Origin of the sequence: Stenotrophomonas sp. PS02289 (assembly GCF_029960115.1) — a bacterium.
GTDB lineage: Bacteria > Pseudomonadota > Gammaproteobacteria > Xanthomonadales > Xanthomonadaceae > Stenotrophomonas.
In genome coordinates, this window is record NZ_JASCOZ010000035.1 from 19,643 (window position 1) to 33,826 (window position 14,184).

Consider the following 14,184-nt stretch of genomic DNA (forward strand, 5'->3'; position numbering starts at 1 on the left):
ATGGCTGCCGTGGACGACGCGACCCGCGCGCCGGCCGGCAACGGCCTGCAGCCCACCCTCGCTGAACTGGTGGCGCTGCGCGCCAGTGCGCACCGGTCGGTGCCACCGCGCCGCGGCCGTCACGGTCTGGCCGGGCAGGCCCCGTCGCCGATGCGCGGGCGGGGCATGGAGTACGCCGAGTCGCGGGAATACGTGGCCGGCGATGATGCCCGCCATATCGACTGGCGCGTGACCGCACGCAGCGGACGCGCGCATACCAAGTTGTTCCAGGCCGAGCGCGAGCGACTGACCCTGCTGGTGGCTGATACCGACCCGGTGCTGTATTTCGGCACCCGGGTACGCTTCAAGTCGGTACAGGCCGCGCGGGTCGGGGCGGTCGCAGCGTGGCTGGCACAGCGCCAGGGCGACCGCCTGGCGGCGCTGCGTGGCAGCCGCACAGCGCCGCCGATCGCACCGGCTGGCGGCACCCGGGGCGTGCTGCGGGTGCTGGATGCACTGACCCGCTGGTACGCGCAGCCCCCGGCAGATGACGCCGGTCTTGAGGTGGCGCTGGAGCAGGCCACGCGGCTGCTGCGCCCCGGCGCACGGGTGGTGGTGCTGGCTGATCCCGGGCGCGCGGCCGCCGTGCCATTGGCGCGCTGGACCGGACTGGCAATGCACCACGACGTGCAGCTGATGCTGCTGGTCGACCCGCTGGAACTGGCCCCGCCGGACAGCCTGCTGCCTTTCCAGGCGCAGGGCCGCACGGTCACGCTGGACCTGGCGGACGGCGGCGTCCACGCGCAGTGGCACCAGCGCTTCGTGGCTCCGCTGGAGACCCTGCAGCAGACCCTGGGCGCACGTCGCCTGCAGGTGCAGGTGATCGCCAGCGATGACCCCAGCGATGCCTGGCTGGGAACGAATCCCACGCCGGTGGTGGCATGAGCGCCGGCACCTCACTGCCGCTTCGCGATGTGCACCTGCCCGCCGCACCGGGCTGGTGGCCGTTGCCGCCGGGCTGGTGGGTGCTGCTGAGCGTGTGCGCGGTCGTGTTGATCGGCCTCGGCCTATGGCGTGCACACCGTCGCCGCGTGCGCCGCCGCTGGGTGTCGCGCTTCAACGCGGCCGTGGACGCCGCGGATGCGCCTGCAGCGCAACTGGCCGCGATCAGCGAGTTGCTGCGCCGCGCGGCACGGGTGCGTCAGCCGGGAGCCGAACTGCTGCAGGGAGAGGCGTGGCTGCAGTTTCTTGAGGCACCGCAGACCGCGTTCGCCGAAGGCGACGCCGCGTTGCTGCTGGATGGTGCCTACCGCCGCGACCCGGATCCGGCCCGCGTGGCGCGGCTGCGACCGATCGCGTGCGCGCGGTTCGTGCAGTTGATGAGCGGTCAGCGGCCATGATCGCGGTCGCGCCGCCGTCGTGGTTGTCCTGGCTGGACACCCTGGCCTGGCCGTGGCTGCTGCTGGCATTACCGCTGCCGCTGCTGATGCGCCTGTGGCCGCAGCGCGGACCGGAGGGCCCGGCACTGCGTGTGCCCTATGCGGTGACCGAACTGACAGCGCTGGGCCACGCAGGTCTGCGCCTGCCGCTGCTGCGACCGGGCCGCCTGCTGTTGTGGCTGGCCTGGATCAGCCTGTGCGTGGCCGCGGCGCGCCCGCAGCAGCTGGGCGAGCCGATCGTACCGCCGCAGCAGGGACGTCAGTTGATGCTGGCGGTGGACTTCTCCGGCAGCATGAGCGAGCCGGACATGCAGCTGGGCCCCCAGATCGTGCAGCGCGTCCAGGCCGCCAAGGCGGTGCTGGCCGACTTCCTCGACCGTCGCGCGGGTGATCGGGTCGGCCTGTTGATCTTCGGCGACCGCGCTTACACGCTGACCCCGATCACCGTGGACCTGGCCACCGTGCGCAGCCAGCTTACCGACAGCGAGCTCGGGCTGGCCGGCAACAACACCGCCATCGGCGACGCCATTGCACTGGCGGTCAAACGCCTGCGCGAACAACCTGAAGGCCAGCGCGTGCTGATCCTGCTCACCGATGGCGTCAACAATGCCGGCGTGCTGACCCCGCTGCGTGCGGCTGAACTGGCGCGAGCCGAGGGCGTCCGGGTGTACACGATCGGCTTTGGCGGCGAAGGCGGCCTGAGCCTGTTCGGGGTGAAGATCGCCGCCGGTGAGGATCCGGTGGATGAAGCCACCCTGCAGAAGATCGCCAGCCTCACCGGCGGACGCGCGTTCCGCGCGCGCGACACCGACCAGCTGGCCAGCATCTACGCCGAGCTGGATCGGTTGGAGCCGATTGCGGTACCTGGCGAGGCGGTACGACCGCACATCGAGCGCTATCCCTGGCCGTTGGCGCTTTCGCTGTTGCTGGGTGCGTTGGCGTGGTTGATGCCGCGGCGGTGGCGCTGATGACAGTGTTCAGCCAACTCCACTTCCTGCGTCCGGATCTGCTGTGGGCGCTGCTGGCGCTGCCGTTGATCGCGCTGCTGTGGCGCTGGCGTCGCCGTCGCGCCAGCGTCTGGCTGCATGCCGTGGACGCGCATCTGCTGCCGCACCTGCTGGCTCCGGCGGGCCGTCGCGCTGGCCTGGGCCTCGGTGTGATGCTGTGTGGCTGGACGCTGGCGGTACTGGCCCTGGCCGGTCCCAGCTGGCGTCAGCTGGCGCAACCACTGTGGCAGACGCCGGCACCGCTGGTGGTCGCGTTGGACCTGTCCAGCCGGGTGCGCGCCAGCGACCTGCCGCCCTCGCGGCTGCTGCAGGCACGCGCAAAACTGGCGAGCCTGCTGCGCGAACGCCAGGACGGCGAGGTGGCGCTGCTGGTCTATGCCGATGATGCTTTCACCGTTGCGCCACTCACCACCGACCGGGCCAACGTCGCGCTGTATCTGGACGCGCTGGACCCCAACGTGATGCCCCGCGATGGCCAGCAGGCCGCGCGTGCACTGGACGCAGCAGTGTTGCTGCTGCAGCAGTCGGGAGCCCGCGAGGGCGACATCCTGCTGATCACGGATCGGGCTGACCCGGCCGATCATGCCGCGGCAGCACGCGCCCTGGCGCAGCAGATGCGCGTGTCCGTACTGGGGCTGGGCACGCCGGACGGCGCGGCTTACCGTGCGGATGATGGGCAGATCGCACGTGCCCAGCTGGAGGAACCCAGTCTGCGTGCACTCGCGGCCGCCGGGGGAGGGCAGTACGCGCGACTGACCGATGACGACACCGACCTGCGCGCGCTGGGCGTTCTGCAGGCGCGGGGAGAGGGCGGCGACCGCCAGCAGGGGAAGGCCTTGTCCTGGCAGGACGAGGGTTTCTGGTTGGTGCCGCCGTTGATGCTGCTGGCGCTGTTGGCCTTCCGCCGCCGGGCGCTGGCGATGCTGGTCGGGCTCGGCCTGCTGCTGCCGTTGAGCCTGCCGGTGCAAGTGCAGGCCGCCGAAAGCAGCTGGTGGCAGCGCGCCGACCAGCAGGACCAGCAACGCATTGCCGCTGGCGTGGACGCCTACCGTCAGGGCGATTTCGCCGCCGCGCAGCAGCAGTTTGCGCCGTTGCAGAGCGCGGAAGGCCGCTACAACCTCGGCAATGCGCTGGCACGGCAGGGGCAGTACGATGCCGCCATTGCGGCCTATGACCAGGCGTTGACCCTGCGCCCGGGCATGCCCGATGCCGTGGCCAACCGCTCTGCGGTGGAGGCGGCACGCAAGCGCACGCCGCCGGCCTCCGGTTCGCAGGGGCAGTCACAGTCACAGCAGGGACAATCGCAACCCGGGCAGGCGCAGGCACGCCCTCGGCAGAGCAACGGCCAGGCACAACCCGGGCAGGGCACACCGGCGCAGACACCGGAGACGGGGCAGCCGGATCCGGCCGAGCAGGCGCGGGCCGACGCGGCGCAGCGCGCACGCATGCAGGAGGCCCTGCAGCGGCAGGCCGGCAACGCCCAGGCACCCACGGAGCGGCCTGCAACAGAGTCTGAATCGGCACAGCAGCGGGAGCAGCGGCAGGCGGTGGAGGCCTGGATGCGGCGGGTCCCGGATGATCCGGGCAGCCTGCTGCGCACCAAGTTCCAGCGCGAGAACGAACGCAGGAGACAGGAAGGACGATGAGCGCCGCCCGCTTTACCCGCCACCTTGGGGCCTCGCTGGTCGGGCTGTGGCTGTTGCTGTGCGGTGTCGCGCAGGCCCAGCAGCCTGCGCCGCCGCCGGCCAACGCGACCGCCTTCCTGGAGATGGAGGTGGACGATGACTCGCCCTACGTACAGCAGAGCGTGGGCATCGTGGTGCGCCTGTACTACGCCTCGCAGCTGCTCTCCGGCGAACTGGGGCTGGATGCGCCCGATGGCGCGTCCCTGCAGCGCATCGGGCAGGACCGCAGCCTGGTGCGCGAGGTCAATGGACGCCGCTTCAACCTGGTGGAGCGCCGCTACCTGCTCATTCCCGAGCGCAGTGGCCCCCTGCTGCTGCCAGGCGCGCGCTTCGAGGGACGTGCAGCGGGTGGTTTCTTCGATGAGATGTTCGGGGGCGGCAATGGTCGTCTGCGCGCCACCGCACCGGATCGTCCGCTGCAGGTCCAGCCGCAGCCGCCGGGCGCACCACAACCGTGGTTGCCGCTGCATGACCTGCGTCTGCGCTACACGGCCGCGCCCGACCGCGGTCGCGCCGGCGAAGCGGTGACGGTGGTGGTGGAGGCCGTCGCCGACGGAGCCACCCGCGCGCAGTTCCCGGAACTGCCGGAGCTGGACGCCGGCGCGGGCGCGCAGGTGTTTGCCGAGCCGGCGCAGTTCGATGAAACCTTCAGCGGCAGCACGCCGCAGCTGAAGCTGACCCGCCGTTACGCGATTGTGCCGCGTGAACCCGGGACGCTGGTCGTGCCCGGCCTGCGCCTGCCATGGTGGGACGTACGCAACGGGCAGGCGCAGACCGCGCGCCTGCCCGACCTGACCCTGGCCGTGGGCCAGGGCAGCGCCGCCGGCAACAGCCCCGTGCCATCGCCCACCCCGCTGGATACCCGCGAGGCGCTGCCCGGTCTCGACAACGCGCTGGCGGTGGGGAGCGATCCGGCGGCGGTAACCCGGCCGTGGGGCTGGATCGCCGCCGCCGTCGGATTCGCCCTGCTGTGGCTGGTGACCCTGCTGTGGGCCTGGCGGCAGCGCCGGCGGCTAGCTGCGCGAGGTGCTCCTGCTGCTGCGCGTCCCGTAGCCGCCGCCCGGCCCGGACTGGCGCAGCTGCGCCAGCAGATGGACATGGCAGGGCTGGACGAGGTCATCGACACTCTGGCCGCCATGGGCCAGGTGCAGGGCCTGCAGGGCGTGCTGGAACACCTGTCCGACCCGGCCCAGCGGCAGGCGCTCACCGACATGCAGGCGGCGCGCTGGAGCCCCCAGGGCGGGAGCGTCGCCCAGGCCCGGCAGGCGCTGCGCCGTGCCTTCCATGACGGACCGCACTGGCAGCAGAGCGCCTCGCCCGACCACACTGGCCTGGCTCCGCTCTATCCCCCGGGCCGTTGAAGGCTGTCCGGCAGTCCCTGCCGGCTTTGCTAAGCTGTCCGATCACCACAGGAACACCGTTCGATGACCGACGCCGTAAACCCCGGGCAGACGCCGCCCCGCAAGAAGCTGCCGCTGCATTGGAAGATGGGGATCGGCTTCGGCCTGGGCCTGGTGCTGGGCCTGATCGTGCACGCCCTGGGTGGCAGCATCGACGGCCTGACCGAGGCCGCCCGCGCGGCGATGACCTATGTCACCACGCCGCTGTCCGGGCTGTTCCTCAATCTGATCTTCATGCTGATCGTGCCGCTGATCTTCTCGGCCCTGGTCATGGGTGTATCGGAGATGGGCGACATCCGCGCGCTCGGCCGGATCGGCTGGAAGACCCTGGCCTATACCGTGGTGCTGTCCAGTGTCGCCGTGGGCATCGGCCTGGTGCTGGTCAACGTGCTCAAGCCGGGCGTGGGCGTGGACCCGGCCATGGCCTCGCAGCTGCTGCATGAAAACGTCGAGCGCAGCCGCGAGATCGTCGCCAACATCGGCGAACAGCCCAAGGGCATGGACATGCTGCTGTCGATCGTGCCCAGCAATGTGCTGGCGGCCGCGTCGAGCAATGGTGCGATCCTGTCGCTGATGTTCTTCGCCCTGATGTTCGGTATCGGCATGGTGCTGTCGCCGGAGGACAAGGTGGCGACGCTGCGCAAGGGCATCGAGGGCGTGTTTGAAATCTCGATGACCCTGATCAACCTGGTCATCCGCCTGGCCCCGTACGCGGTGGCCTGCTTCATGTTCAACCTGGCCGCGATCTTCGGTTTCGACCTGCTGATCCGCCTCGGTGCGTATGTGGGCGTGGTGGTGCTGGCCCTGGGCCTGCACATGGTGGTCAGTTATGGCGTGGCGGTGTGGCTGTCCGGGCGTTCGCCGGTGTCGTTCTTCCGCGACACCCAGGAAGCCACGGTGATGGCGTTCTCGACGGCTTCCAGCAACGCCACCCTGCCGACCGCGCTGCGCGTCGCCGACCAGATGGGCCTGCCGCAGCGCGTGTCGCGCTTCGTGCTGACCGTGGGTGCCACCGCCAACCAGAACGGCACCGCGCTGTTCGAGGGCGTCACGGTGATCTTCCTGGCGCAGTTCTTCGGCGTGGACCTGAGCATCACCCAGCAGCTGATGGTGATGGCGGTCTGCATCCTGGGTGGCATCGGTACGGCCGGCGTGCCGTCGGGTTCGCTGCCGGTGGTGGCGATGATCTGCGCCATGGTTGGGGTCGATCCGATGGGCATCGGTCTGATCCTGGGCGTGAACCACTTCCTGGACATGTGCCGCACCGCGCTCAACGTCACCGGTGACCTCGCCCTGACCACGCTGGTGGCCAAGGGTGAGCGTGACGAGCATCACACTATTGATTCTGTCGCCTCTGGCAATTGATCGCATCCCCGATGAAAGGGATACTTCCCCGGCGCATGGAAGGTGCCGGGGTTGGTACCGTGCGGGGAAAGGAGCAATACACATGAGGAAGATGTATCTGGTGGTGGCCGCACTCGGAATGCTGGCCTTTGACGTCAGCGCCAAGTCGGAATGCCCGAACTACGAAGTGGAAGGCAGCTATCTGGCGGGCCGTCGCTTCAGCAACTGGGACATCGTCCCGGTGAGCGCGGATGTGGCGTTCAAGCGGATCAAGGTCGAAGGCGTGTCCTCCGGTCTGACCGTCAAGTCGGAAGACAAGGAATCGGGCCTGCTGATGTTCGAGCAGAGCGTGTCCAACGGCAGCCGCGGCCAGATCACCCTGCCGTGGAACGTGGTGATCACGCCGGAAGGCAAGAGCTCGTCGAAGGTCAAGATCATCAAGATGACCCCGGCCGGCTACATGACCGGCGAGAAGTTCCAGAAAGATTCGATGTGCGCCGTGATCAACGCGGCCACCGGCGAAGCCTGATCGGCCTCACCGTGATCCCAGACGCCCCGCCCAGCGGGGCGTTTCTGTTTCCGGGGCCAGCCTTCACAAGCCTGACGATCCTGTCCTGACCCGGTCGGTCGACTATGGGACAATATCGCGCCCGCAGCTCCGCGGCCGCCTCCTACCCCGACAGAACCATGACGCAGCCCACCCGCCGCCAGTTGGCCAACGCCATCCGCTTCCTAGCCGCTGATGCGGTCGAAACCGCCAAGTCCGGACATCCCGGCATGCCGATGGGCATGGCCGATATCGCCGAAGTGCTCTGGAACGACTATCTCCGTCACAACCCCAACAACCCGAAGTGGTTCAACCGCGACCGCTTCGTGCTGTCCAACGGCCACGGCTCGATGCTGCAGTACGCGCTGCTGCACCTGAGCGGCTACGACCTGCCGATCGAGCAGCTCAAGCAGTTCCGCCAGCTGGGCAGCAAGACCGCCGGCCACCCGGAACGCCATGAAACCCCGGGCGTGGAAACCACCACCGGTCCGCTCGGCCAGGGCCTGGCCAACGCGGTTGGCTTCGCGCTTGCGGAAAAGCTGCTGGCACAGCGCTACAACCGCCCTGAGCACGAAATCGTCGACCACCGCACCTGGGTGTTCCTGGGCGACGGCTGCCTGATGGAAGGCGTGTCGCATGAAGCCGCCTCGCTGGCCGGCACCTGGGGCCTGGGCAAGCTGGTCTGCTTCTGGGATGACAACCACATCTCCATCGACGGCAACACCGAAGGCTGGTTCACCGACAACACCCCCGAACGTTTCGAAGCCTACGGCTGGAACGTGGTGCGCGGCGTCGACGGCCACGATCCGGAAAGCATCAAGGCCGCCATTGACAGCGCGCTGGCGCAGTTCGACAAGCCGACCCTGATCTGCTGCCGTACCACCATCGGCTTCGGTTCGCCGGGCAAGGCGGGCAAGGAATCCAGCCACGGCGCACCGCTGGGCAAGGACGAACTGGAAGCCACCCGCAAGGCGCTGGGCTGGAACTACGGTCCGTTCGAGATTCCGGAAGAGATCTACGCCGGCTGGCGTGCGGGCGGCACCGGCACCCTGCGCCAGGCCGAATGGGAACAGCAGTTCGACAAGTACGCGGCGCAGTTCCCGGCGGAAGCTGAAGAACTGACCCGTCGTTCGCGTGGCGAGCTGCCGGAAGACTTCCTGGCCAGGGCAGACGCTTACATCGCGCAGGTCCAGGCGGAAGGTCCGACCATCGCGTCGCGCAAGGCCTCGCAGCTTGCGATCGAGGCGTTCGCGCCGCTGCTGCCGGAACTGGTCGGCGGTTCGGCCGATCTGGCGCATTCGAACCTGACCCTGTGGAAGGCGAGCAAGTCGGTCGCGACCGACGACCCGAACGCCAACTACGTGTATTACGGCGTGCGCGAGTTCGGCATGACCGCCATTGCCAACGGCCTGGCGCTGCATGGCGGCTTCATTCCGTTCGACGCGACCTTCCTGGTGTTCAGCGACTACGCGCGCAACGGCGTGCGCATGAGCGCGCTGATTCCGGCGCATGCGATCCACGTGTACACGCACGATTCGATCGGCCTGGGTGAAGACGGCCCGACCCACCAGCCGGTGGAGCACCTGGCCTCGCTGCGTTACATCCCGAACAACGACGTGTGGCGTCCGTGCGACGCGGTGGAATCGGCGGTGAGCTGGAAGTCGGCGATCACCCGTCAGGACGGCCCGAGCTGCCTGGTGTTCAGCCGCCAGAACCTGCCGCACCAGCCGCGCAACGCGGAGCAGGTGGCGCAGATCGCCCGCGGTGGTTATGTGCTGGCCGACGCCGAAGGCGGCGTGCCGGACGTGATCCTGATCGGCACGGGTTCGGAAGTGAGCCTGGCGGTTGCGGCCAAGGCGGAGCTCGACGCCGCCGGCATCAAGACCCGCGTGGTGTCGATGCCGTCGACGGACGTGTTCGAACGCCAGGACGCGGGCTATCGCGAAGCGGTGCTGCCGAACGCGGTGCGCAATCGCGTGGCGGTGGAAGCGGGCGTGACCGGCTTCTGGCGCCAGTACGTGGGCCTGGACGGTGCGGTGGTCGGTATCGACACCTTCGGTGCCTCGGCTCCGGCGGACGCGTTGTACAAGCACTTCGGCATCACCACCGAGCACGTGGTCGCCGCCGCCAAGGCGCAGCTGGCCAACTGATCGTTGTCTGCTTGAAACCCAACGGCGCTCACTGGCAACGGTGAGCGCCGTTTTGTTTGGTCTGCCGTACTCGATTGACTACGTGTCGCCGGGCACTGCCCGGCTGCTGTTGGTTTTTGGCGAACAGCCGGTGGTCATCGGTTCCGTGTGTTGGCGGCTCGGGATGGGCGTTCCGGGGGACGGCGTGAATCCGTCCATGGAGCCTCGGTCGCGGCATCCATGCCGCTCACGCCCCCTCCAGCCCACCCCGAACCGCCATCGACAGTGCGTCGGTGGCCATCGAAAATCCAAACCCACGCGCGGTTGCGGCCCGGTAGCGTCGGTCGACAGACGACGGCACTGAAATCCCCAACATCCGGTAACGCATGACCCCGGATCAACATCGCCGTTGATTTGGCATCCACCCACCATGGCGTCAACCCGTCCGCGCCAACCCCAACCGCACCAGCCGCGCTTCGATCTTCTCGCCAAACGTCGTCGGTGCCTCCAATCCCATGCGCTGCAGATACACCACATCGCCATCACCAGCCGGCTGGCGCAACGCCGCCAGCACCGTGCGCAGTTTTCCACTGCGCGTGACGGTGTTCTGCTTCAACCACCCCAGCGCTTTCACCAGATGCTGCTCCACCTCGGTGAAGTCGCTGCCTAGCGGATAGTCCGGCAGCTCGCCCGATTGACGGAACGGGGCCAGCGCCGCACTGACCGCTGCGGCGCGGTTGCGCTCGCCCCATCGTCCCGGCGCGGCAAAGGATGCCTCCAGCTTCTTTGACGACTTCGCTGTCTGCAGCAGCTCCTCCTGGAATGCGGCATCGGTGATTGCCGCCATGTTCACCACGCAGTCCTCGTCGGTGAGATTGCGCAGGTCGGCAATGCCGTACTCGTTGATGTAGATGTCGCGCAGGTGCCTTGGAATGGTGGTGTGCCCATAGTTCCAACGCACGTTCGACTGCAGTCCGCGCGCATCCTCGCGTGTGGCCCGGAACATCAGTGCGCTGCGCGCTTCCGGCAGGGCATGGGCCATCGCCACGAAGTTGTATTGCCCACCCACACCCGACACCACGCGCCCGTCTTCCAGTGCGTCGGAGGTCGCTGCGCCCAGGGCGGTCGCCATCATGCACGAGTTGAAGAAACGCGCATGCCGTCGCTGCAATCGCTCCAGCGTCTCGTTGCCGCCGTACAACTGGTTGATCTCGCTGATCCGGCGCATGCCAATGGCCCGGCATTCGTCTTCCGGCAGGTCGCGCAGCCACTGGTAGAAGTCCGGCGAGCCCAGATAGAAAGCGCCGTGCAGATATTCGCCTTCCGCTTCCAGCGTGGCGTGGTCGATGCTCAGCGTGCTGCCATTCTCGATCCGCTGCATCAGCGCCAGATCGTCGTGCACCTTGCGCCGGATCACGCCGGTCTGCACCAGCCGGCGGAAGCCTTCGTTGAGCATCTCGCTGCAGCCGTACAGGCCGACCTCGAATGGGTCGAGACCGCCGCATTCCAGAACGGTCGGGTGCTGCTCCAGTTCCGGATCCAGCGCCCGCAGGATCTGCCGGTAGCGCGTATTGTCGGTGTGGCGCAGCACGAGCGCGTGGCTGATCGCGTCGGCCAGCGTGCCGATGCCGATCTGCAGCGTGCCGCCGTCGCGGACCAGTGTGCTGGCGTAGAGGCCAATCGCATAATCGGCGTCGCTGACCGGCTGGCGCGGCAGGCCGAACAAGGCCGGGTAGGGCGGTGGTGGGGTGATCACCAGGTCGAAGAAGCTCACGTCCACCGTGGCCGATCCGCCCAGGTACGGCAGTTGCGGGTCGATCTCGGCAATCATCAGGGGGCGGGGCAGGCCGCGCGCGGTCATCGCGTCCAAGGTGTCCTGGGTGATGTCGTTGTTGCACGACAGCGACAACCGGCGGTCGTCCGGGCGCATCGCGACCTTCTGCACGATGGCGTGCGGGGCGCGCTGCGCCACGGCATCGGCCGCATGCGTGTAGTTCAGGCTGGTGTAGCCGCGCTGCGCCTGTGATGAGCCCAGCAGCGCGCCGGACTGCATGTAGAACTCCTCCACCTGCACGTGCGCTGGCAAGCGGTCACGCGCCACCGCGTCAGCATAGGCCAGACGCGGGAAGTCCGCGCCGAAGTGGCGCTCGGCGAACGGGGCCATGAAGCGGCCTTCCAGTCCCCCCGAGGGTGGCTTCGGTGGGTTGAGCGACAACGCGGTGTACAACTGCAACGGTCGCGAACTGTCGTTTTCAACGCGCGCGTACAGCGCGTTGAGCAGGCGGTGCGGCTTGCCCAGCGCCAGCGGCGCGCCGATGCGCAGCGGGCCATCTACCCGTTGCAGCAGCCAATCGACGACGGCGTCCAGGTCGGTGAGGTGATCGGTCATCCAGTGCGGTCCTGCCCAGCGTGTAATCTCCGAGGATCGTGGCAGCGCGCCCATGAATCCGGTGTTGACACGGACTTGACATCGACTTCGATTACGTGCGTAATCAATCCGTCGATTACGGGTGTAAATGATGAGCCAGATCAGCGAAGCCGAGGCGGTTGTCATGGAAGTGCTGTGGGCGCGGCATCCGCTCGGGGCCGATGAGGTAGTGGCCGCGCTGGCCGACCGCGACTGGGCCGAACCGACGATCAAGACCCTGCTCAACCGCCTGCTCACCAAGGGGGCGATCAGCGCCAGCCGGGATGGTCGCCGGTATCTGTACTCGCCCGTGCTGCAGCGCCAGAGCTGGGTGGCCGAGCAGAGCAGTGGCTTGCTGGACAAGCTGTTTGCGGGCCGCGTCGCGCCGCTGGTCGCGCATTTCAGCCAGCGCGGGGAGTTGAGCGCGCAGGACATCGCCGAGTTGAAGAAGCTAATTCAGGAGCTGGACCATGACTAGTCTGCTGCAGGTCTTGTTGCTTGCCAGTGTCTGGGGCGCGATTGCCGTGCTGCTGATCGCGCTGGCGCGCCCGTTGCTGAAGCGGCTGGGCGGTGCCGGAATGGTGTACCGCAGCTGGTGGCTGCTGCCGCTGGCGCTGCTGGCTCCGTTGCTGCCGGTGCCCGTGCCGGCGGTGATCGAGGCCGCCCCGGTGCGCGCGTTCGGGGAGGCGCTGAATGCGCCGCTGCTACCGGCCGAAGCACCGCTGTGGCCCGCACTGCTGGTCGCCGTGTGGCTGGCGGGCGCGCTGGGGATGGCGGTGCTGCAGATGCGCGCGCAACGCCGCTTCGAGCGGGCGATGGGGTCGCTGTCGCCACGTCCCGACGGCAGCTGGCAGGCCAGTGCGGACCCCGGATTGCCGGCACTGATAGGCGTGCTGGCTCCGCGCATCGTGGTGGGGCCGGATTTCGACCATCGCTTCAGTGCGGCCGAACGTGACCTCGTCCTGCAGCACGAACGCAGCCATCGCGCCCATGGCGATCACTGGGCCAACCTCGCCGTTGCCGGGCTGCGCTGCGTGTTCTGGTTCCACCCGCTGGTGCCGTGGGCGACGCGCCGCTTTCTGTGTGACCAGGAACTGGCCTGCGATGCGCGCACCGTGGATCCGCATCCGGCCCTGCGCCGGCTCTATGCCAGCACGCTGCTCAAAGCGCAGCTGGTCCACCCGGTTGCACCGATGGCCTGCCATTGGCGCAGCCAGCCGATGTTGAAGGAGCGAATTGCCATGTTGAAGCAGAACAAGCGGAAGGCGTTGCCGTGGGTAGCTGGCCAGGTGCTGGTGGTGGGGCTGTGCGTTGGACTTTGCACCATGGCGTGGGCCAGTCAGGCGGGCGACGCCGGCACGGTGGATGCCCAGGTGATCGATACTACCGCGCCGAAATATCCGGTGGCCGCCTTCGAGCAAGGCGTGTCAGGCAAGGTCGACCTGCGTGTCGAGGTGGGCGCAGACGGGCGGGTAACCGATGTGCGCGTGCTGAGCGCAACACCGGCGGGTGTCTTCGACGATGCGGCGGTGACGTCGGCGCGCGCCTGGACATTCAAACCGGCGCTGCGTGATGGCAAGCCGGTGGCGTCCGCACTGAAGATTCCCGTCACGTTCGAAATGAACGACGAGGCTCCCGCACCATGAGGGGCCGGGCGCTGCTGGCGGTGCTGCTGCTCACCGGCTGCGCCAGCCAGCCCACCCTCACCGCGGTGGACACGCGCAGCGAGAACGTGGACCACCGGCGGCTGGCTGCGGCCGCCGCTGGTGGTAGCGGCGCGCCGGCGACGTATGCGTTGGCAGCGACCGAGGGCTATCGCATGCCGCAGTTGTACGCGGGTCCACCACCGGTGGTGGGCGAGCGCGATTCACGCCGGGAGCTTGCTCCGACTCAGGTCTGCCTGCAGGTGGTGGTGGATGCTGAAGGCGCGGTTGAGCGCAGCGTGCTGCTCAATGATCGACCCGAATGCCGGGCCGGTGCTGCGGCGGAGAACGCGGTGCTGGTGCAGGCCGCACAGGATGCCGTGGCGCAGTGGCGTTACTCACCCGCGGCGGTGTGCACATTCGCCGAGGGCAAGGTGCCCAAGGACCGCGGCGACTGCCGTGATGCCGCGCGCGTCGAGCCGGTGGCCGTCAGCCTGCTGTATGCCTTCACCTTCGAAATCGTGAAAGGCCAGCACATCGTGCGCCAACACTGACGTAGAGCCGGGCTCTGCCCGGCTGCTCTGCAAGGTAAGCACAGCCGGGC

At 68.4% G+C, this 14,184-nt stretch carries 12 protein-coding genes; 11 read left to right on the forward strand and 1 reads right to left on the reverse strand.

The window, feature by feature from the left end:
- From QMX83_RS07305 to tkt, 8 genes are all read left to right on the forward strand, one after another.
- Complete coding sequence (locus QMX83_RS07305) at window positions 1-924, forward strand: DUF58 domain-containing protein (RefSeq protein ID WP_282295957.1); 924 nt, start codon at window positions 1-3, stop codon at window positions 922-924.
- Window positions 921-1,379 (forward strand): DUF4381 domain-containing protein, encoded by a 459-nt coding sequence (locus QMX83_RS07310; protein WP_282295958.1) that lies wholly within the window; start codon window positions 921-923, stop codon window positions 1,377-1,379. The genes QMX83_RS07305 and QMX83_RS07310 overlap by 4 nt, the downstream gene beginning before the upstream one ends.
- A complete protein-coding gene (locus QMX83_RS07315) occupies window positions 1,376-2,386 on the forward strand; it encodes a VWA domain-containing protein (protein ID WP_282295959.1) in 1,011 nt (336 codons plus the stop codon). The genes QMX83_RS07310 and QMX83_RS07315 overlap by 4 nt, the downstream gene beginning before the upstream one ends.
- Entirely contained in the window at window positions 2,386-4,071 is a 1,686-nt protein-coding gene (locus tag QMX83_RS07320) for a VWA domain-containing protein (RefSeq protein ID WP_282295960.1), read from the forward strand. The genes QMX83_RS07315 and QMX83_RS07320 overlap by 1 nt, the downstream gene beginning before the upstream one ends.
- Window positions 4,068-5,471, forward strand: a complete 1,404-nt coding sequence (locus tag QMX83_RS07325; protein WP_282295961.1) for a protein BatD — start codon at window positions 4,068-4,070, stop codon at window positions 5,469-5,471. Before QMX83_RS07320 ends, QMX83_RS07325 begins: the two co-directional genes overlap by 4 nt.
- A gap of 63 nt (window positions 5,472-5,534) precedes the next feature.
- A complete protein-coding gene (locus QMX83_RS07330; RefSeq protein WP_282295962.1) occupies window positions 5,535-6,875 on the forward strand; it encodes a dicarboxylate/amino acid:cation symporter in 1,341 nt (446 codons plus the stop codon).
- An 82-nt stretch (window positions 6,876-6,957) separates the two neighbouring features.
- Complete coding sequence (locus QMX83_RS07335; protein ID WP_282295963.1) at window positions 6,958-7,383, forward strand: hypothetical protein; 426 nt, start codon at window positions 6,958-6,960, stop codon at window positions 7,381-7,383.
- Window positions 7,384-7,541: 158 nt separating this feature from the next.
- Window positions 7,542-9,551, forward strand: coding sequence for a transketolase (tkt, locus tag QMX83_RS07340; RefSeq protein WP_282295964.1), 2,010 nt, complete (start codon window positions 7,542-7,544; stop codon window positions 9,549-9,551).
- Window positions 9,552-9,966: 415 nt separating this feature from the next.
- Here the strand turns inward: tkt and QMX83_RS07345 are convergent, their stop codons facing one another.
- Window positions 9,967-11,919, reverse strand: a complete 1,953-nt coding sequence (locus QMX83_RS07345; protein WP_282295965.1) for an acetyl-CoA hydrolase/transferase C-terminal domain-containing protein — start codon at window positions 11,917-11,919, stop codon at window positions 9,967-9,969.
- Window positions 11,920-12,049: 130 nt separating this feature from the next.
- Here QMX83_RS07345 and QMX83_RS07350 point away from each other — a divergent pair, with 130 nt between their 5' ends.
- Genes QMX83_RS07350 through QMX83_RS07360 form a run of 3 tightly spaced genes read left to right on the forward strand, consistent with a single transcriptional unit; the run spans window position 12,050 to window position 14,134 of the window.
- Window positions 12,050-12,415, forward strand: coding sequence for a BlaI/MecI/CopY family transcriptional regulator (locus QMX83_RS07350; protein WP_282295966.1), 366 nt, complete (start codon window positions 12,050-12,052; stop codon window positions 12,413-12,415).
- A complete protein-coding gene (locus QMX83_RS07355) occupies window positions 12,408-13,583 on the forward strand; it encodes a TonB family protein (RefSeq protein WP_282295967.1) in 1,176 nt (391 codons plus the stop codon). Before QMX83_RS07350 ends, QMX83_RS07355 begins: the two co-directional genes overlap by 8 nt.
- Entirely contained in the window at window positions 13,580-14,134 is a 555-nt protein-coding gene (locus QMX83_RS07360; RefSeq protein ID WP_282295968.1) for a hypothetical protein, read from the forward strand. Before QMX83_RS07355 ends, QMX83_RS07360 begins: the two co-directional genes overlap by 4 nt.
- The last annotated feature ends 50 nt before the right edge of the window (window positions 14,135-14,184 follow it).

Bases quoted from the DNA above. Each gene is read 5' to 3' on its own strand.
- QMX83_RS07305 (WP_282295957.1), top strand. From the start codon at position 1: ATGGCTGCCGTGGACGACGCGACCCGCGCGCCGGCCGGCAACGGCCTG.
- QMX83_RS07310 (WP_282295958.1), top strand. From the start codon at position 921: ATGAGCGCCGGCACCTCACTGCCGCTTCGCGATGTGCACCTGCCCGCC.
- QMX83_RS07315 (WP_282295959.1), top strand. From the start codon at position 1,376: ATGATCGCGGTCGCGCCGCCGTCGTGGTTGTCCTGGCTGGACACCCTG.
- QMX83_RS07320 (WP_282295960.1), top strand. From the start codon at position 2,386: ATGACAGTGTTCAGCCAACTCCACTTCCTGCGTCCGGATCTGCTGTGG.
- QMX83_RS07325 (WP_282295961.1), top strand. From the start codon at position 4,068: ATGAGCGCCGCCCGCTTTACCCGCCACCTTGGGGCCTCGCTGGTCGGG.
- QMX83_RS07330 (WP_282295962.1), top strand. From the start codon at position 5,535: ATGACCGACGCCGTAAACCCCGGGCAGACGCCGCCCCGCAAGAAGCTG.
- QMX83_RS07335 (WP_282295963.1), top strand. From the start codon at position 6,958: ATGAGGAAGATGTATCTGGTGGTGGCCGCACTCGGAATGCTGGCCTTT.
- tkt (WP_282295964.1), top strand. From the start codon at position 7,542: ATGACGCAGCCCACCCGCCGCCAGTTGGCCAACGCCATCCGCTTCCTA.
- QMX83_RS07345 (WP_282295965.1), bottom strand. From the start codon at position 11,919: ATGACCGATCACCTCACCGACCTGGACGCCGTCGTCGATTGGCTGCTG.
- QMX83_RS07350 (WP_282295966.1), top strand. From the start codon at position 12,050: ATGAGCCAGATCAGCGAAGCCGAGGCGGTTGTCATGGAAGTGCTGTGG.
- QMX83_RS07355 (WP_282295967.1), top strand. From the start codon at position 12,408: ATGACTAGTCTGCTGCAGGTCTTGTTGCTTGCCAGTGTCTGGGGCGCG.
- QMX83_RS07360 (WP_282295968.1), top strand. From the start codon at position 13,580: ATGAGGGGCCGGGCGCTGCTGGCGGTGCTGCTGCTCACCGGCTGCGCC.